Below are 17,829 nucleotides of genomic sequence, written 5' to 3'. Positions count from 1 at the left end.
ACCGCCAGCGAGTCCGCCATGTATAAGTTTTTCATCAATCGCCCGATCGTCGCGATGGTTCTCGCCATCCTGACTGTGATCGTGGGTCTCGTCTCCATGACGATGCTCCCGATCGCCCAATATCCGGAAATCGTTCCACCGCAGATTACCGTCAATGCCACCTATGTGGGTGCCGATGCGATCACCATCGAAGAATCGACCGCTCTCCCCATTGAGCAGCAGATGAGTGGGGTCGAAGGGATGGAGTACATGACCTCCACCAGTTCGAACAACGGATTGATGAATCTCACCGTGACATTCGATGTCGAGACCGACACCGATACGGACCAGATTTTGACCCAGATGCGGGTCAGCCAAGCCCAGTCGCAGGTGCCGACTTCCGTCACCAACCAAGGGATCGTCGTCAAGAAGTCATTGGCCTCTCCCCTCGTGATGTTCGCATTGACCTCACCCGACGACTCCCTCGATAGCCTTTTCCTCGCAAATTACGCGGTCATCAACCTGAACGACGCCTTTACCCGCATCGGCGGGGTTGCCAGTGTGACCGTGTTCGGTTCCGGCAATTACGCTATGCGGATCTGGGTGGATCCCAATGTTCTCGCCAGCCGGAACATTACGGTCAGCGAGATCATTAACGCCATCCAGAGCCAGAACACCGTGAACCCCGCGGGTAAGATCGGGGGGGACCCTGTTCCCGCAGGCCAGGAATTCACTTACACCGTCAGTGCCCAAGGCCGTCTGACCGAACCGGAACAATTCGCTGACATCATCGTTAGGGCCAATCCCGACGGCTCCGTCGTTCGCGTCAAGGACATCGCCCGAATCGAACTCGGTTCGCAGACCTATACCGTCAACGGGGTCTACGATGGCAAACCTTCCGCGATTCTCGCCCTCTACCAGACTCCGGGTTCCAACGCTCTGCAGGCGGCAGAAGATGCGCGGAGCCTCATGGAGGAGGCAGCGAAGAGCTTCCCGGATGGAATGGAATACACGGTAGCTCTCGACACCACTGAAGCGGTCACCGCCGGTATTGAAGAAATTAAGGATACGCTTTTCGAGGCCCTGGTCCTGGTGGTTATCGTGGTCTTTATTTTCCTCCAAGGTTGGCGTGCCACCCTTATTCCGTTGATCGCGGTTCCGGTCTCTCTCATCGGAACTTTCATCTTTTTCCCGATCCTCGGGTTCTCCATCAACACCCTGTCCCTTTTCGGATTGGTATTGGCCATCGGGTTGGTGGTGGACGATGCCATTGTCGTCGTGGAGGCTGTCGAGAGGTATATCGAAGAAGGCTTCGGCTCCAAGGAGGCGACGATGCGAGCGATGAAGGACGTGAGCGGACCGATCTTCGGCACCAGTATGGTCTTGGTCGCCGTGTTCGTCCCGACGATTTTCATCCCGGGAATCACGGGACGACTCTATCAACAATTTGCGGTCACCATTGCGGTCTCGGTGTTGATCTCGACCTTTAACGCTCTCACGCTGAGTCCGGCTCTATCCGCATTGCTTCTCCGCCCCCGGAAGAAAGCTCACGGCCCACTCGGATGGTTCTACGGCAAGTTTAATCTCTATTTCGGAAAGGCCACCGGAAAATACGTCGCCATCTGCGGTGGCATCATGCGCAAGTCGATTCTTGCCATCGGGATTATTGTGATCGTTGGAGGAATTGGGGGCTACAGCGCATCCCGTCTTTCTTCAGGATTTATCCCTGATGAGGACCAAGGTTATCTCTTCGCCTCAATGAATCTGCCCGCCGCCGCTTCCTTGGAACGAACCACAGAGGTGAATCAGCAAGTCTATGAGGTGACGAAAGACATTCCCGGCATCGAACACACCGTCACCGTAGCCGGATTCAACCTGCTCTCCGGAGTCCAAAATACCTACAGCTCCTTCATCGCATTCACGCTGAAGCCATGGTCCTATCGCTACTCCAGCGAGAACGTGGAAACCATGAATCTCAAAACGATCTACAAGGAGATCAACGAGCGGATTCAAACGATCCCCGGTGCGACCGGGTTCGCCTTCCCGCCTCCGGCCATTCCCGGGATTGGAGCCTCCGGTGGGGTTACTTTCATTCTCCAAGATCGGGGCGGGCGTAGCCCCGAGTTTCTGCAGCAGCAGACAGAACGCTTTATCGAAGCAGCGACAGCCAACCCTGCAATCGGTTCGGCATCTACCAATTTCTCGACCAAGATCCCCCAGATCTACGTCGACGTCGATAAGGACAAGGTACTCAAACAAGGAGTTCCCCTTTCTTCGGTCTACCAGACTCTCCAAACCTTCATGGGGGGAGCCTTCGTCAATTACTTCAATCGATTCGGACGCCAGTGGCAGGTTTACGTCCAAGCCGAAGGGGCATTCCGCACCGATATCGCCAACTTAGACCTCTTCTACGTCCGCAACAACGCCGGAGATCCTGTTCCGCTCAATGTCTTTACCACGCCTGAAAAGACGCACGGTCCCGAATACATCCGTCACTACGACATTTACCGTTCTACGCAGTTGAATGTCACTGCCGCTGACGGATACTCCAGCGGTGATGCCATGGCAGCTCTCGAGGAAACTTTTGCAGAGACGATGGATTCCTCCATGGGCTTCAGCTATAGCGGTATGTCCTATGAGGAAAAGAAGGCGGCTGACGGCGTTTCGCCCACTGCGATTTTCGCTCTGTCGCTGACCTTTGTCTTCCTGATTCTCGCGGCCCTTTACGAGAGCTGGTCCCTGCCGTTCAGCGTATTGATCAGCTTGCCCATCGCAGTCGGGGGAGCCTTCATCTTCTTGGATGTGCGGGATTTCCAGAACAACGTTTACGCTCAAATCGGTTTGGTGATGCTGATCGGACTCGCGGCCAAGAATGCCATCCTCATTGTTGAGTACGGTCGAGCCCAATACCTGGAGGAAGGAAAGTCTCTCCGAGAAGCAGCCCTGGAAGCAGCCCGCCTGCGTCTACGGCCGATTCTCATGACCTCCTTCGCCTTCATCCTCGGATGTATGCCTCTCTACTTCGCCCTCGGGGCCGGAATGAACTCTCGCCGAATCCTTGGAACCACCGTGATCGGCGGAATGCTCGCGGCCTCAGTCATCTCCATTCTCGTCATCCCCTCCACCTTCTACATGATTGAGAAGATCGGTCACCGGAAGCATAAGGACGGGGACGACGACCACGACGAACCGGCGAAAGCGATCGAGCCCCCGAAAGCGTAGTCGGGTCAAAGTAGCCGCTCAGCATTAGTTGCGCGGCCTTGCGGCACGGAGAGGCTGTTGAGATTCCTGAGCGAAACCTTCGTGGGATGAGGGCAGCTGAAGCTGCGGCCCTACTCTCACTTCAACGGGCGAAACGTAGACATATTCCTGCAAAGCCAGAGGGCGAAACTTAGGATTCCTCGCTTCCCTAACCAGAACCGTAGTCTCCTGCACCAACGGTGCAAAACCTGTGAGCCCGGGGCAGCGCCCCGGGAAATATTACTATCATTTTTTGGGGGATCCCGAAACTTACAGTAGCCGCTCAGCTTTAGCTGCGCGGCCTTGCGGGGCGGAGAGGCTGTTGAGATTCCTGAGCGAAACCTACGTGGATGGGGGCAGCTAAAGCTACTCCCCAACTTGTAGTATCCGCTCAGCTTTAGCTGCGCGGCCTTGCGGGGCGGAGAGGCTGTTGAGATTCCTGAGCGAAACCTACGTGGATGGGGGCAGCTAAAGCTACTCCCCTACTTACAGTTCACTCGAATTCAGGTCAGCGGTTCTGCGATCCGAAGGTCTGCCGTAGTTTCAAAACTGAAACTACGCGTCCTCCCTTCTTGATGATTCTCAAAATCTTTCTCACTATCCTTGGGACGTGAAATTTCTATCAATATTCCTCCTCTCTTGGATGCCCGCCTTGCTCGCCAGCGCAGCCGATGAATCGACCTTTACGATCGGGATCAAGGAAACGCCACCCTTCACGATTCAGGATGAGAATGGGAACTGGAGTGGCCCCGCGGTTTGGCTGATTGAAGAAATTCTTGCCGAGATGGATCGGACTCCGGAGTTCAAGACGATGTCTCTGACCGAGATTTTCGACAGCCTCGAAAAGAATCAGATCGATGCTGGAATTGCGGCGCTCTCCATCACCAGCGATCGAGAGGAACTCGTTGATTTTACCCATTCCTTTTTTGAAAGCGGCATTGGCATCGCCGCGAGTGACACCGACACCGAGATGTGGATCCTGGCCTTGCGCAATATTTTCTCCCTCCGCTTTCTGCAGGCAGTATTCAGTCTCTTACTCCTTCTTGCCGTGGTTGGGCTCTTCGTTTGGCTCGCGGAGAGGAAACACAATCCAGACGAATTTGGAGGACGCCCCGGTAAAGGGATCGGAGCCGGGCTCTGGTGGTCCGCGGTGACGATGACGACCGTTGGATATGGGGACAAAGCCCCCAAGACTCTTTTGGGAAGGGTCGTCGGCCTAATCTGGATGTTTATGGCCATCATCATCATTTCGGGTTTCACGGCCGGCTTTGCCTCCAGCCTCACCCGCGATACGCTCTCCAGCAAAGTCGAGGACATCCGCGACCTGAACGACGTGAAAACTGCTACCGTAAAAGGCTCCACCTCCGCGGATTGGCTCTCCATGCTCAAGATTCCCTATCGCACCTCTAATTCCATCGAGGATTTGCTCAGTGAACTCGAAGAAGGCAAATGGGATGCCGTGGTCTATGATAAGCCTGTCCTCGAATACTACGTCGCCAAAGACGATCTTCGTCATATCGATATCCTCAAATCAACGTTCACCCGCGAAAATTACGGAATCGCTCTTCCCCCGCAGGCGCCCTACCGGGAGAAAATGGATATTCTCCTTCTCCAGCTGACGCAGACCCAAGAGTGGCAGGACCAGCTCAACGCCGTCCTCAGTCCATAGAAAGCCGAAAGGCCGCTTTTTCCGAATGACTAAAGTCAATCGCCAACCCCTGCGTTCTCGCATGACTTTAGTCGTGCGATTCCTGCACAACCCCAGAGCCGACCTCTCCGCAACGCCGTAGCTTCCCCGCAAAACAAAAGCGGCAAGACCGCTTCTCCCGAATGACTAAAGTCAATCGGCAACCTCAGCGTTCTCGCATGACTTTAGTCGTGCGATTCCCGCACAACCCCAGAACCGACCTCTCCGCAACGCCGTAGCTTCCCCGCAAAATAAAAGCGGCAAGACCGCTTTTCCCGAATGACTAAAGCCAATCGGCAACCTCTCCGTTCTCGTATGACTTCAGTCGTGCGATTCCCGCACAACCCCAGAACCGACCTCTCCGCAACGCCGTAGCTTCCCCGCAAAACAAAAGCGGCAAGACCGCTTTTCCCGAATGACTAAAGTCAATCGCCAACCTCTCCGTTCTCGCATGACTTCAGTCGTGCGATTCGAGACTATAATCTCACAAACCCGCCGCAAAGGTCGCCGCGCCTCTACGCACTCGACAGGCTTTTCCAGAAGCGCCGTTCCGAAAAGTTAGGTGCGGACACAGGTTTGCCGCTCGGAGAACCCTCTACTCCCCAGCGACCACGTACCGATTCGCGATCGAGATCCCGCTCAGCATGGCACCGACGATGCCGAGGAAGCCCTGATCGGTACCGCAAAGGTATAGATTCTCAAAGTCGGTCCGTCCATCTTTAGCCTTCTGCGAGGATCCATAGACCGCCCCGCCGAGGTGACCGGTAAATTTCTCAACAGTCAAAGGAGTGAACATATCCCGGCCGACTAAGGAGTGAGTCGGATCCTTGGTGGGAACCGGCAGCACCTCACGGGCGACTTCCTGCAGCCTGCGGAACCAATCGGTCTTCGCGACTTGGTACTCTTCCGCGGGGAGGGACTTCCATCGATCGTAATTCGCGAGGGCCGTCAAACGAACCAATCCTTCCTTCAGCGATCGACCTTCTTCGTATTGATAGTGATTCGGGATGCAGATGACGCCGCTGCAGGGATCCACAAGGTCATCCTGAGGGCGTTGGTAGCGAAATGGGCGCCGAGTCGAGAAAAAGGTAATCGTGTCCTCCCAACCGAAATTACCGGGATTCTCGTGGTAGACAGAAATCGTTTCGACAAACGAGAGGCGCCCCACCCGTTCGCGATCCTCGCGGACACCACAGAGCTCATTGGTCTCGACGAGCCCGGCACTCGAGAGAATGGTTCCGGTGCGAAGAGTTGTGCCATCGTCGAGTTCGAGACCGGTCGCTTTGCCGGATTCGGTTAGGATGCGGGCCACTCCGCAGCGCATACGACGCTCTCCGCCGACTTCCTTCAATTTCTTCAGGAGAGCCCGGACAATGGTTCGAACTCCCTCTACGGGCCGGGAAAAGCCCTCTAAGAAGAGGGAGCGAAAGAGGATGACAAACTGATCGAGGTCGAGATCATCTTCGGTCGCGCTTCCATAATAAAGAATCGGGCAAAGAAGCATCTCCCGCAGAAGAGGATCCGCAATCTTCTCGCGAAGAAAAGGTCCAGCCATCTCTCCGCGATCCGTGAGAGCAGTCGCATCCCGCTCCTCTACGAAGCGGACGACTTCCCGATAGCCATCAATGCAATCAGGGAAATGCGTGGCGATCTCTTCCTCCAATCGGGCCGGATCATTTGTGAAGGCCAGACTGGCTTCTGGAAACCGGATCCGTGAACCCACTTGAGGGTTCAGGTCGAAGGCTTCACGGGGGATGCGCAGCTGCCGGAAGATCTTATTCAGCGGAGCACGTTTCTGCCCCTTCTCGGCATAGTTCGTCAGAGCGTGGAGCCCGACATCGAAAACACGACCATCCTGCCGGTAAAAGCTATTCAGCCCACCGGGTGCCTCGTGTTTCTCTAGGACGACAACGGACTTACCCGCGAGGGCAACCCGAATTGCCGCCGCCAAGCCGGACATCCCGGCTCCGATGACAACTACATCGTAATAATCACTCATACGGGCGACACCAAGATCCATGAACCCGCCCGAAATCCGCGCCTGCGGATCAGGTTTTCTCGTTAAATTTCGGAGTTAGGTATTCTCCGCAGCTTTCGAGGCTGGCCAGCTTGGGATAATCTTCCTCAGGGACTTCAATCCCGTACTTCTTGCGAAGCTCCATCACGATATCCAGGAAGTCCATGGAATCGAGATCGAGTTGATCCCTGAGACGGACCTCCGGTTTGATCGAGGAGACATCCTCATCGGGAGCGATCTCCTCAATAATTTCGAGAACGATTTTCTGAACTTCTTCTTTTGTCATTTTGAAAGGGGTTAATCGGTAAATTTGCGGATGATCAGGGCCGAGTTGATTCCCAGCATCCCGAATGAGCTGTTCAGAATGGCGTTCACGGGGACACCCTCTTTCGGCTCATTAATGACCAAGTTGGGCAATTCGCATTCCGGGTCAAGGCTATCCACATTGATCGTTGGATGGACAATCCCGTCATCGAAGGAAGGAATATTCCCCGCCAATTCCAAGGCTCCGGCGGCTCCCATGCAGTGACCGATGTAACTCTTGGTATTGTTGATGTGAGTGGTCTTCGAATTCCCAAATACCGAACGAATTGCCTTACACTCCTGAATATCGCCCTGCTTCGTTGCCGTGGCGTGGGTGCTCAAGATTCCGATGTCCTCTGGGTTCATCTGGGCCATCTTCAACGCCCGGGTCATGCATTCCGACTGACGCTCAGAATTCGGGAGCACATAGTCGGAGGCATCGGAGTTGATGCACCACCCACTGAGTTCGGCATAAATCTTGGCTCCGCGCTTCTTGGCATCACTCAAACGCTCGAGAACGTAGAGAGCCCCACCCTCACTTACGACAATGCCGTTGCGGCCCATATCAAAGGGGCGGCTGGCTTGATTGGGGTCCTCATGGGTCGCGAGAGCTCCCTGACTGCGGAATCCGGCAAAAATCCCAAAACTACGAATGCTCTCACTCACTCCTCCAGCCACAGCGACGTCCACTTCACCGAGAAGCAGCATCTGAGCCCCTTGGATCATTCCGGCATTCCCGGCGGCGCAAGCAGCCCCGATCGTATAGTGCGGACCGTGAATCCCAAGATTCAGAGTAATTTCCCCAGCCGGATTGTTCGCCACCGTCCGCGGATTGTGGTGATGGGACCAGAAGCGGGTGTCGTAATCGAATTGGGAGATATTGTAGACCTCATTCTCGGTTTCGACGTTTCCGTGTTCAGTGGTGCCGACATAGACTCCGATGCGGTTGGTGTCCATCGACTCCCACTCAAGCCCGGAGTCGGCCAACCCTTCGCGGGCGCAATAGATGGAGACACTTCCGGCCCGGGTTCCCACTCGAAGTTCGCGCTTCTTCTGGTGGCGCAGCGCATCGAAATCGCAAATCCCTGCCGGAGTTTCCCCCATGTAGCGCAGGTCCAGCTTTCCGATCCGGGGGCGGCACTCCAGAAGATTTGTCCGAAACTCCGACAAATCATTTCCATTGGGCGCAGTCAGTCCTACGCCAGTAATCACGATCCTACGGTCGTCTTCCATGGTTATTCGCTTTTGCTTTCCTCCGCCCGGAGCAGGGAAAGTCGGGTTCTCAAAGTGCTTTTCGACATCCCGAGGAGAGATGCGGCCTTGGCCTGATTGTTTTCGAAATGATCCATCGACCGGCGAATCATCGCATATTCAACGGCTTGAAGCAAACGTCCCTCTTCCTTTGTCACCAAGGTATTAAAGAGGGCATCGAAGAGGGATTCCTCCCCCTGATCCTGACTGACGGGGTCCGTTCCAGTGGACGGAACCTCATTTTCCACTCGGGAGGGAGCTGCCGGAGCAGCAATGGGGTCTGTTCCTTCTCGACCTTCCAGATCTGCTGGCAAATCGGCGACTAGGATCGTCGACCCCTGGGCGACTACCGCACTTCGGTAGACAACATTCTCCAGTTCCCGAACGTTTCCGTTCCAAGGCTGGGCCTTCATCACCTCCAAGGCCTCGGCAGATATGCTACGTGGGCGGATCTTCTTCTGCTTCGCCAAACGCTGCAGATGGTAGTCGATGATCTCCGGGATATCGTCCCGGCGATCGCGCAAGGGGGGGATCCGAATCCGGAAGACGTTGAGACGGTAGTAAAGGTCTTCGCGGAAATCCTGCGTTTTGACCATTTCCTCGATGTCCCGATTGGTCGCCGCGATAACCCGAACATTCACCTGGATCGGAGAAGTTCCACCGACCCGCTGAATTTCTCCCTCCTGAATCGCCCGGAGGATCTTGGTCTGCGTGGGCAGAGCCATATCGCCAATCTCGTCGAGAAAGAGCGTGCCCCCGTCGCAAAGTTCAAATTTCCCCTGTCGCTGGGAAGTCGCTCCCGTAAAAGAACCCTTCTCGTGTCCGAAAAGTTCGCTCTCAATCAGGTTGTCGGGAATCGCTGCGCAATTGACAGCGATAAAAGTCTTCTTCGAACGGAGGCTGTGGTCATGGATACAGCGAGCGACGAGTTCCTTCCCCGTTCCACTCTCTCCAGTGATCATCACGGTCGCATCACTGGCCGTCACTTGCCCGACCTGCTTCAGGACGAGCTGCATGCCCTCGGAGCTTCCGACGATCCCTTCGGCATAGTCCTCGACTTTGAGCTTGGATTCGTAATTACCCGAGGATCGGCGATCCTTGTGTGCCCGCAGTCCCTTTTTGACCAAATCGAGAATCTTTTCCGGCTCGAAGGGCTTCATGAGATAATCGAAAGCGCCGTACTTCATGGCCTCGATCGCCGTCTGCGTCGTTCCGTGCGCCGTCATCATAATGATGACAGAGCCGCCGCCGAGGGAACGCAGGTTCTGAAGAGTCTCCATTCCGCTGATTCCGCCCATCCGGTTATCCAGAAGAATTACCTCGGGCTTCTCCTTCTCTGCAACCTTGAGGCCTTCCTCGCCGCTACCTGCTTCAAGGAGTTCAGCGTCCAATTTCCCTAAGACTCGTTTCAAGGAATAGCGAATCTCATTATCATCATCGACGATCAGGATTCGGGGAAGACTGTCTTTCTCGGTTTCTGGCATGGAAAAACCTGACCGATTAGCGCAGCTTACGGACAATGGCAAGAGTGGGGTTTTCCCCATTTTTTAAGATTTGCCCCGAAAATCCCCAAAACCTAATCCCGAAAACAACGATTGAGGAAAACCACCCCGCTCTCAACTCCCCTCTAGACTCGACTCGCGGGATATTCGCTTCTCGGGGATTGTTTTCTGACCGAGAAACCGATTCACTCCGTGGACATGGATAAATTTGAGGAAATTTTCGACCTGCAGGAAAAGCTAAACGAGCGCATTGGCGTCACGCTGAAAGACCTGACTCCCGAGAAAAAGACCGAGTGGGTCCTGAACTACACCCGCGCCATGCAGCAGGAGATCGCGGAACTCATCGACTCCGTCCCCTGGAAATGGTGGGCCAAGTACCAGGAATTTGACGAACAAAACGCCCGCGTCGAAGTCGTCGACCTCTTTCACTTTCTGATCTCAGCCGCCCAGGCCCTTGGCATGAGCGCCGACGATGTTTATCAGGCCTACCTCGCCAAAAACAAAGTCAACCACCAGCGCCAGGAGTCCGGCTACACCGAAAAAGATCACGACGATTCGCGGCACATTCAGTAAGGGATCCGAGAACCCCGCCTCGCAGCCCGGTAGAATTGGCTACCCCATTTGCGTCGGTTTCGGAACGGCAGCCAGAAAGAACTTTCGCAATCCCAAGCTCCGCGCAGCTGAAGCTGAGCGGCTACTTCCTGTAGGGGCGCAGCTTCAGCTGCCCCCATCGCGTCAGTTTCGGAGCTGCAGTCTGAAAGAACTTTCGCAACCCTAGGCTCCGAGCAGCTGAAGCTGAGCGGCTACTTCTTGTAGGGGCGCAGCTTTAGCTGCCCCCATCGCGTCAGTTTCGGAGCTGCAGTCTGAAAGAACTTTCGCAACCCTAGGCTCCGCGCAGCTGAAGCTGAGCGGCTACTTCCTGTAGGGGCGCAGCTTTAGCTGCCCCCATCGCGTCGGTTTCGGAACGGCAGCCAGAAAGGACTTTCGCAGCCCCAGGCCCCGCGCAGCTGAAGCTGAGCGGTTACTTCTTGCATCGGCGGTTCGCCTGAACCGCTCAGAGCGAAATCATCGCCCGAAGCTCTTCGACGCGCTTCTCAATCGTCTCCGCCCCACCCGACTCGAGTCGATTGCAGCTGAAGGCTTCCACGGTCAGGCTGGCGACGGCGGTTCCGTAAAGCAGAGCCTGCTTGATCGTCGGAATGTCGCGTTTGTCGCAAGCGGCGAGATAGCCCATAACCGCACCAAGAAAGGTGTCTCCGGCGCCGGTGGGATCACGCAGCTCAGTTACCGGATACGCCGGAAGAGCGAACAGTCCCCCTTCATAGAAGAAATAGGCGCCATGAGCCCCCTTTTTGATCACGACCTTGTCCGGCCCCAAGGCACGGAGAGCGGCACCGGCCTTGATAATATTGGATTCACCGGTCAGGAGTTCCGATTCGCTATCATTGATGACCAGGAAATCGACCCGCTTCAGCAGGTCGAGAAACTCTGGCTTCGCGATGGTGATCCAAAGATCAATGGTGTCGACCGCGACAAAGGCGTCGTCCGAATCCAATTGATCGAGCACGTGCGACTGTAGACCCGGGTGGATGTTCCCCAGCAAGACATAGCGGGAATCCTTCTGGCTTGCCGGAAGAACCGGCTCAAATTTTTCAAAAACGTTCAGCTGAATATCGAGGGTTTCCCGCTCGTTGAAATTTTCCAGATACTTACCCGACCAAGTGAAAGTCGGACCACTTTCGTCCACCTGCAGTCCAGCTGTATCAATCCCGTGATCGTCTAGACGAGCGCGGTCACTCGGCTCAAAATCATTGCCCACGACCGCCACCATCCGGGTCGGCGCAAAATAGCTCGAGGCCAAGCAGGCATACGAAGCCGATCCACCCAAGATCCGGGTGTCCTTGTTAAAAGGAGTTTCGATATCGTCGTATCCGACCGATCCGACAATCAGAACCGGTTGAGGTTCAGCGGCCGCAGCAGACTCATTCAATTTCACTCGTTGCATTTAGAGAACGAAAGGAACCCCGACCGAATTGTCAGCTTTCTTTTTTGATCCGAGCACAAGTCCAGCTCTCGATCTCAAGGGCCCGCCAATCCCTCTACCGTGCTTTATCCCAGAAATGAGGACAGAGTACATCTCCCGAAAAACCTCCTCGCAGAAGCGAAAAAAGCGCAATCTCAAAGTAGCGAGAGCTTCCAGCTCTCGATTCCAAGAGCGAAAAGCTCTTGTCCCTCTCCCTCACGAGATCAGTCTAATCGAAAGAGAACGGAAGCGTCAGAGAGACGATTCGGATCCAGGCAAATCAGAATTCCCGGATAGAACGGAATGCATTTCCATAACCTCACCCTCGAGAATTATAAAATACTGTTCTTCCCCGTTTTCCGAAACAAGAACCTCTACAGCACCGGTATTCCTTAGGTTTTTGATCCGGGCTTGATCGCCGTAACTGAGCGCGTAGTCCTCGACGAGATCCTTGTCATCAGGCACCCAACGCCACTCTTTCCCGTCAAGAAGTTGATCGATTTCTCTAACGAGTAAAACCTCTTCGTATAAGGACGCGGGCCAAGCCAATTCACCCGCCCCATCGATAAAGCCACTCAGTCTCCAGCCCTGAGATTTGGATCGGTCCAAAGCAATATAAAAGAAACTACCGTTCTTCAGAATTACCCGACAAAAAGAATATGGATACTTGGAATTGGCCTCCTCGAGTTGGATCTCGTCGATCTCCTCAGCCTTAAATTTCGGAATCAACCCTTCCTGGACTGAGAACGCAACGGACTGGTCGAAAAGAGCGACATTGCTGGCAAAATTGAGATATTCCTTTCCCTGTCTTCCCTGTCCTTCGAGGAAATCCATAAAACGCTGAGCTCCCGTTTCTGTCGGAATTAAAATATCCGGCTTCAGCAGGATGACTCCCTGCATCACTATGGATTGAGTCCGCCAGTTCGTGACTAAAAAGATCTCTCCGTACTTCTTTTCTTCGAGGAGAGTCAGGCATTTCTCAGAAAAATCCTCCGCAGAAACATTGAAGCCCTGCCAAACCAGACTATTGGACGGCAAAACAGGCTGCCCGTGTCCGGCACTTCCCAAGAACACGAGCAACAATAGAATAAAAACCCGTTTTCCAATCGCCAAATTTCCTGAGATTGGGCGAGAAAGCGCGGAAGGCATGGACCTACCCCACATATTCCCCGGCCGAAGCCGTCTTGCCCGTTGTTCCAGCATCCGAATCCGCACCCGCTGGCATCTCGCGCTCCAATTCGATCCCGAATCCCTCGGCAACAATCAGCGCATTCTTCTCATCCGTGATGAAGAGCGTTCCTTTCTGAATCGGGATTTCTTCATCCATGATCTTCTCCGTGGTGACCGTAAGACTGAGGGTTTTCCCGTCTTCGCTTTCCCAAGTTCCTTCGACCGCAAACGGGGCATCAGGAGTTTGGACCAAGACGACAAAATTGTGGTCCTCCAGAATAACCAGTTTGAGATCAAAGACCTGGCCTTCAATTTGGCCCGAGCCCGTCCATTGATGAAGCGCATCCGCAAGGAGCAAACCGGGAGTCAGGAAAACCAAGAGTAGTAGGAATAATTTTTTCATGATGGGGAGATTGAAGAAAACCGCAGGGCTCCGTTTTCGGCAAGTGATTTCGGAACCGAAGTCCGATCCGCGATCTTTCCGAGATCCAATCCCTTCGCGGGAATCGCACGACTAAAGTCATGCGAGAACGGATTCCCCAAAGAACGTCGCGAGCTTCCATGCTTCGCTCGGCACCTTCACAGGTATAAGTCCAGCTCTTGATTCCGGGAGCTCACGCAGAGTCAATCTACGATTACCGGCTGTCGAAGCAGACGGATCGGTCTCGAGCTTGCCGAAAGGTAAAAGGCTGCGGGGACCAGCGTCAGCTGATGGGGAGGTCCGTTTGGAACGGACAAAATCCTGGACGGAGTACGATCCAAGCGAACGAAAGCCATGAGATCCGACAGCATCCTACTCTAGCGATTCTGGTATAGGATTTGTTGGCTCCAAATGCTTCGAAAGATCCCAGTCCAGTGCATAAAATCCAAAAAACAAGACCTTCATCCGATCCTCCGCCTGTATGCCGTGCGAATGCTGAAAAAAGGCCACGCCCAAATACAAGTGAAGTATAAGGAAAAATAGGTATGACTGGGGTATCCAGAAAAGGCCGTCCATCAAATCGAAGGTCCCCATTTCACCGTCGATCCACCAACTTTTGATTTCGGCTGGAAGCTTGTCGATTTTTGCCAAGCCTTCCATCAAACTATTGGCGACAATCAAGAATGAGAAGATCGGCAAGGCCAACATCAGTCCAAGGATCTGTTCCGAGAAGACGATTCGTTCTTTCAGCTCATTTTCATCGAGAATCCTCTTGGCTTTTCGATAGCCCGAAAAACCAAGCGTCAGGATGGTGTAGGCGACCTCTCTGCCTTGAACTTTCATGGGGTTTTCAGGATGTCAGGGCTCATTCACTGGTTTATTTGCAATGACAGATTCGAGATTTCTTTCACCACGAAGGTCACAAAGGCTTGGCTGGATCTGGCGCGGATTCATTGCCAAGTGGCGGTTTCAGGATGTCTTTGGAGTGCATTGAGAACTCTTTTTTGATCACGATCGTACCAGCAATAAAATCATGGATTGCGCGTTTTCGCTTATTCAACAATAGCACGATAAACTCTCCCCATACCCAGACGGCAGAAAGAATGCCCAGCAATCCATACCACGCAGGATAGAAACTCGAGAGCTCTTGCGACCTGTTCAACCAGTCCAGCTCGGTATAGGTTTCAGGATCTATCTGAGACAATGCCCAAATTTTTACGCAAAGAAACAAAACCGCGAAGAACAGATCGACGGACGAACGCCACCAAGCATGTCTCCAGCCGATTGGAGTTCCGTCGGGGCGTGTAATCCGAATGTCGAAGAACAATTTGCCAGGGGTTCCTCCAAACCGTGCATTGAAAAATATGTTATAAAACGCAAACAAAGTCGCGGAAGGGATTGTGACGGCAATCGCTAAGTTCCGATCAATGCTCTCAAGCCATGCAAACAAGAAACCGAAAGAGATCAAAATAAGAGCATCGGCCAACCCCGCCGCGAGACGCATCCAGAATCCAACGTAGACATGTTTGCCTTCAATCTTAAGTGGTAAGAATTTTTGATTCATTTCTTTTCAGAACGTCGAGATCAGTGCCTCAGCCCGAGAGCTCAGTCGTTTCGTTTCTTTTTTGGATTATCTGACGAGTTCACCAGGTTGTCTGGATCGTCGTGTTCGCCCTCTCGATTCAATCCCCAGAGTAGCTCATCGGAAGGTGCTTCGTCATTCAGGCTCATCGCGAATAGGCTGGCAAGATCGGGCCGAGGTTCGAAATACCACTTCTGGTCCTTGTCCTGCATAACATGATACCTGAGGATTTGTAGCCTACCGCCGACATCCACGACGATGTCGACAAACATGTTTCCGGTGATGCCATGCATCGCGTAGGCCATCGAGCCAGGCCCGTTCATCGAAAAGTTTCTTGCTTTGAACACCTTTACGATTATCGGAGCGACAAACCCCTCTTTGCTCTCATTCTCATCGGTCATCTTGACCATATACTTTTTGAATTCCTCATACGCTGCATCTCCTTCTTTTCCGTAAATAGGTCTGATCAGAGTCTTCAACCAGGCCTTGGAGTCGCAATCCGCGTAGGCCTGCACAGCATCGCAGGCAATCCCTTCAGGGGTCTCGTGACCACTCGGACAGCCTTCGGCGAGAAGCCTCGCAGTGATGAGGATACAGACGAAAGAGTGAGTTGAGATTGCCCTAATGGCTTTCATTTTAAGGCATCAAGGTAGGACCGTCCGTTGCCGGACGGCCCCCTCGCAGATCCCTGCGTGCGGGACTACCGCACAGGGCTCCTCTGAGCGGTCGCGCAGTGGAGTGGACCGGGAGGCTTTCATCTGTAGGAGAGAGTCCATGAGACGGATCGTTGGAAGGGTTTTTCTACGATATGAGGGTTAGGGATAGCGAGGGTAATCCACATCCGGGAGAACCCCGTCCAGTTGTAGCTGAGTCTTTGGCTGCGGCGGTTCAGGGCACGGAAGATAATCTTCCGCGCCAGAGTCCAGTACTGCCAAAGGCGGTCCGAGTTCCCGATCACTCCGTAGTAGTTGAAGTAACCGGCAAACCTACGCCGGAGGATGACAGCCAGTTCCTTCAGAGGCCGACTCCGGTTATTCCGCATCCATTCTTTAAGCCCGGAGAGCGAAGCCCTGAACTTCTTCTTGGACGTTCGCCGTTTGACGGTGACCCGACCCTTGCGGGTCCGAGCCCAGTAGAACTCGAATCCCAGAAAGGCAAAACAGCCACTGCCTTCGAGATCGCACCGACTGAACCTCAGGATGGCACTCTTGTCAGCGGCCATGCTCAACCCGAACTTGGCCATTCGGCGTGGCAGTTCCGAAAAGAACCGCTCGGCCTCGCTGCCATATTCGAATCCGACGACAAAGTCATCTGCATAGCGCATGCAGACGTGCGCCCCCCGAAGACCTTTCGGCAAGACCTTCTCCACCCACAGGTCCAATGCGTAGTGCAGGTAGATGTTGGCCAGAACAGGCGAGATGATCCCCCCTTGCGGGGTTCCCGTTGCCGGGTGGATCACTTCACCGGCCTCTTGCAGGATTCCGGCTTTGAGCCACTTGCGGATTAGACGAATGAACGCTTGATCGTCCACCCGCTCCTCCAGCATCCGACACAGCCAGTTGTGATCGACGTTCTCGAAGAACCCCTCGATGTCCGCCTCCACTACCCAGTGCACTCGTTCGAGAACGAGTCGTTCGCGCAGTTCCTGGCTCGCATCGCGCGCTCCCCGCTTCGGCCGATACCCTTTACTCATATCCAGAAAGTCCGCTTCGTAAATTGCTTGCAGCAACTTGCTCGCGGCCATCTGAACGATCTTATCTTCCAACGCGGGTATGCCCAAAGGCCGCAGCCTACCGCCGCCCTTGGAGATAAACCGCCTCTTTACGTGCTGGGCCCGATACCGCTTGGCGACCAGACGCTCCAACAACCCACGCAGATTCCCGTCCAAGTCCTTCTCGTAGTTCTCCACGCTCACACCGTCCACTCCCGTGGCCGCGTGGCGACGAAGCTCGTAAAAGCTCTCGTACAGCATCGGCAGGTTGATCTCTCGATACAGAGAACGAAACCGATACTTCGGCTCCTTCCCCGCTTTCTCTCTCAGTCCGAGCAGGGTGCTTGACACGCTCTTGTTCGGGACAGTCCTTCCCGAGGCGTGTGCGCTTTGCCCGTGTAACCGCTCAGCCCGCTCCTTCCCCCCGTGATCGGCCCTACCGTCTCCGAGTAATACGAACGAGTCTGACTCCTGTTTGTCCTTCGACTGCATCTCCGGTTAGTTGATGCCTCCTACCTCTTTCCAGAGGAAACAAACAGGCCTCCCAAGTTCAAGGACGCTTCTTTGCATGCATGCCACGGCTTCGAACCCCGACGGGCCGAACAATGCCTTACCATTGCGGCATTGCCCGTGCTGACTTCCGCGCACGTTAAAACCGTCGTCACCCGCATCTGCACTCTTTACGGGGCTAAATTGCCTTCGGGGACTGCGACTCCCCTGCGGCCTGCATGCTTCCCTGTGTACGCTTCGTCGATGTCGTTCCGCCATCCCGACACGCTTCCATGTGGATAACGCATCGGGCTCCGCCTCTAAAAGCGGCAATCCTTCTAATGGCTTAGCTGACATCAGCGCAACACTCGGTAGTTTCTGTTTGGTTATTACTTTGAAACGTCCGGACTTTCACCGGACAAGAAGCGCCTCGCTTCGCTTGGCGCACTAACGT

General features: G+C 54.3%; 14 protein-coding genes. 3 read left to right on the top strand and 11 right to left on the bottom strand.

Translation table 11 applies throughout. The annotated features are described in order from the left end of the window. Window positions 1–18 precede the first annotated feature (18 nt). Both H5P30_RS07790 and H5P30_RS07785 read left to right on the top strand, forming a co-directional pair. Window positions 19–3,201, top strand: a complete 3,183-nt coding sequence (locus H5P30_RS07790) for an efflux RND transporter permease subunit (RefSeq protein WP_185692395.1) — start codon at window positions 19–21, stop codon at window positions 3,199–3,201. Window positions 3,202–3,829: 628 nt separating this feature from the next. Beyond that, window positions 3,830–4,888 (top strand): transporter substrate-binding domain-containing protein, encoded by a 1,059-nt coding sequence (locus tag H5P30_RS07785; RefSeq protein WP_185692394.1) that lies wholly within the window; start codon window positions 3,830–3,832, stop codon window positions 4,886–4,888. A 613-nt stretch (window positions 4,889–5,501) separates the two neighbouring features. Here H5P30_RS07785 and H5P30_RS07780 read toward each other — a convergent pair. From H5P30_RS07780 to H5P30_RS07765, 4 genes are read right to left on the bottom strand one after another with little or no spacing between them, the layout of a single operon-like run. Further along, window positions 5,502–6,905 carry a phytoene desaturase family protein gene (locus H5P30_RS07780; RefSeq protein ID WP_185692393.1) on the bottom strand — a complete coding sequence of 468 codons (1,404 nt, stop codon included), beginning with the start codon at window positions 6,903–6,905 and terminating at the stop codon, window positions 5,502–5,504. A 49-nt stretch (window positions 6,906–6,954) separates the two neighbouring features. Continuing rightward, window positions 6,955–7,209 carry an acyl carrier protein gene (locus H5P30_RS07775; protein ID WP_185692392.1) on the bottom strand — a complete coding sequence of 85 codons (255 nt, stop codon included), beginning with the start codon at window positions 7,207–7,209 and terminating at the stop codon, window positions 6,955–6,957. A gap of 11 nt (window positions 7,210–7,220) precedes the next feature. Then, window positions 7,221–8,459, bottom strand: coding sequence for a beta-ketoacyl-[acyl-carrier-protein] synthase family protein (locus H5P30_RS07770; RefSeq protein WP_185692391.1), 1,239 nt, complete (start codon window positions 8,457–8,459; stop codon window positions 7,221–7,223). Window positions 8,460–8,461: 2 nt separating this feature from the next. After that, window positions 8,462–9,961, bottom strand: a complete 1,500-nt coding sequence (locus tag H5P30_RS07765; protein ID WP_185692390.1) for a sigma-54-dependent transcriptional regulator — start codon at window positions 9,959–9,961, stop codon at window positions 8,462–8,464. Between the two features lie 216 nt (window positions 9,962–10,177). On the opposite strand from H5P30_RS07765, the gene H5P30_RS07760 reads away from it, so the two are divergent. After that, window positions 10,178–10,552, top strand: a complete 375-nt coding sequence (locus tag H5P30_RS07760; RefSeq protein ID WP_185692413.1) for a dUTPase — start codon at window positions 10,178–10,180, stop codon at window positions 10,550–10,552. Window positions 10,553–11,033: 481 nt separating this feature from the next. On the opposite strand, the gene H5P30_RS07755 is transcribed toward H5P30_RS07760, so the two are convergent. The 7 genes from H5P30_RS07755 to ltrA form a co-directional block, all read right to left on the bottom strand. Continuing rightward, a complete protein-coding gene (locus H5P30_RS07755) occupies window positions 11,034–11,984 on the bottom strand; it encodes a PfkB family carbohydrate kinase (protein ID WP_185692389.1) in 951 nt (316 codons plus the stop codon). A 270-nt stretch (window positions 11,985–12,254) separates the two neighbouring features. Continuing rightward, window positions 12,255–13,115, bottom strand: coding sequence for a hypothetical protein (locus tag H5P30_RS07750; protein WP_185692388.1), 861 nt, complete (start codon window positions 13,113–13,115; stop codon window positions 12,255–12,257). 40 nt (window positions 13,116–13,155) lie between these two features. Further along, window positions 13,156–13,575 (bottom strand): hypothetical protein, encoded by a 420-nt coding sequence (locus H5P30_RS07745; protein ID WP_185692387.1) that lies wholly within the window; start codon window positions 13,573–13,575, stop codon window positions 13,156–13,158. A 390-nt stretch (window positions 13,576–13,965) separates the two neighbouring features. Continuing rightward, complete coding sequence (locus H5P30_RS07740) at window positions 13,966–14,436, bottom strand: hypothetical protein (protein WP_185692386.1); 471 nt, start codon at window positions 14,434–14,436, stop codon at window positions 13,966–13,968. Window positions 14,437–14,512: 76 nt separating this feature from the next. Next, the gene (locus H5P30_RS07735; protein ID WP_185692385.1) at window positions 14,513–15,157 is read right to left on the bottom strand and encodes an RDD family protein; all 645 of its coding nucleotides are present in this window, start codon (window positions 15,155–15,157) and stop codon (window positions 14,513–14,515) included. A 41-nt stretch (window positions 15,158–15,198) separates the two neighbouring features. Beyond that, window positions 15,199–15,810, bottom strand: coding sequence for a hypothetical protein (locus H5P30_RS07730; RefSeq protein WP_185692384.1), 612 nt, complete (start codon window positions 15,808–15,810; stop codon window positions 15,199–15,201). 119 nt (window positions 15,811–15,929) lie between these two features. Next, window positions 15,930–17,237, bottom strand: coding sequence for a group II intron reverse transcriptase/maturase (gene ltrA / locus H5P30_RS07725; RefSeq protein ID WP_185692383.1), 1,308 nt, complete (start codon window positions 17,235–17,237; stop codon window positions 15,930–15,932). Window positions 17,238–17,829 lie beyond the last annotated feature (592 nt).

Origin of the sequence: Puniceicoccus vermicola, assembly GCF_014230055.1 — a bacterium.
GTDB classification, from domain to species: Bacteria; Verrucomicrobiota; Verrucomicrobiia; order Opitutales; family Puniceicoccaceae; genus Puniceicoccus; species Puniceicoccus vermicola.
The sequence above is the reverse complement of the archived record's forward strand: the minus strand, read 5'-3'. Positions and strand labels throughout refer to the sequence as shown.

Coding starts and splice junctions, on each gene's coding strand:
- H5P30_RS07790 (WP_185692395.1), top strand. CDS start 19: ATGTATAAGTTTTTCATCAATCGCCCGATCGTCGCGATGGTTCTCGCC.
- H5P30_RS07780 (WP_185692393.1), bottom strand. CDS start 6,905: ATGAGTGATTATTACGATGTAGTTGTCATCGGAGCCGGGATGTCCGGC.
- H5P30_RS07775 (WP_185692392.1), bottom strand. CDS start 7,209: ATGACAAAAGAAGAAGTTCAGAAAATCGTTCTCGAAATTATTGAGGAG.
- H5P30_RS07770 (WP_185692391.1), bottom strand. CDS start 8,459: ATGGAAGACGACCGTAGGATCGTGATTACTGGCGTAGGACTGACTGCG.
- H5P30_RS07765 (WP_185692390.1), bottom strand. CDS start 9,961: ATGCCAGAAACCGAGAAAGACAGTCTTCCCCGAATCCTGATCGTCGAT.
- H5P30_RS07760 (WP_185692413.1), top strand. CDS start 10,178: ATGGATAAATTTGAGGAAATTTTCGACCTGCAGGAAAAGCTAAACGAG.
- H5P30_RS07755 (WP_185692389.1), bottom strand. CDS start 11,984: ATGCAACGAGTGAAATTGAATGAGTCTGCTGCGGCCGCTGAACCTCAA.
- H5P30_RS07745 (WP_185692387.1), bottom strand. CDS start 13,575: ATGAAAAAATTATTCCTACTACTCTTGGTTTTCCTGACTCCCGGTTTG.
- H5P30_RS07740 (WP_185692386.1), bottom strand. CDS start 14,436: ATGAAAGTTCAAGGCAGAGAGGTCGCCTACACCATCCTGACGCTTGGT.
- H5P30_RS07735 (WP_185692385.1), bottom strand. CDS start 15,157: ATGAATCAAAAATTCTTACCACTTAAGATTGAAGGCAAACATGTCTAC.
- H5P30_RS07730 (WP_185692384.1), bottom strand. CDS start 15,810: ATGAAAGCCATTAGGGCAATCTCAACTCACTCTTTCGTCTGTATCCTC.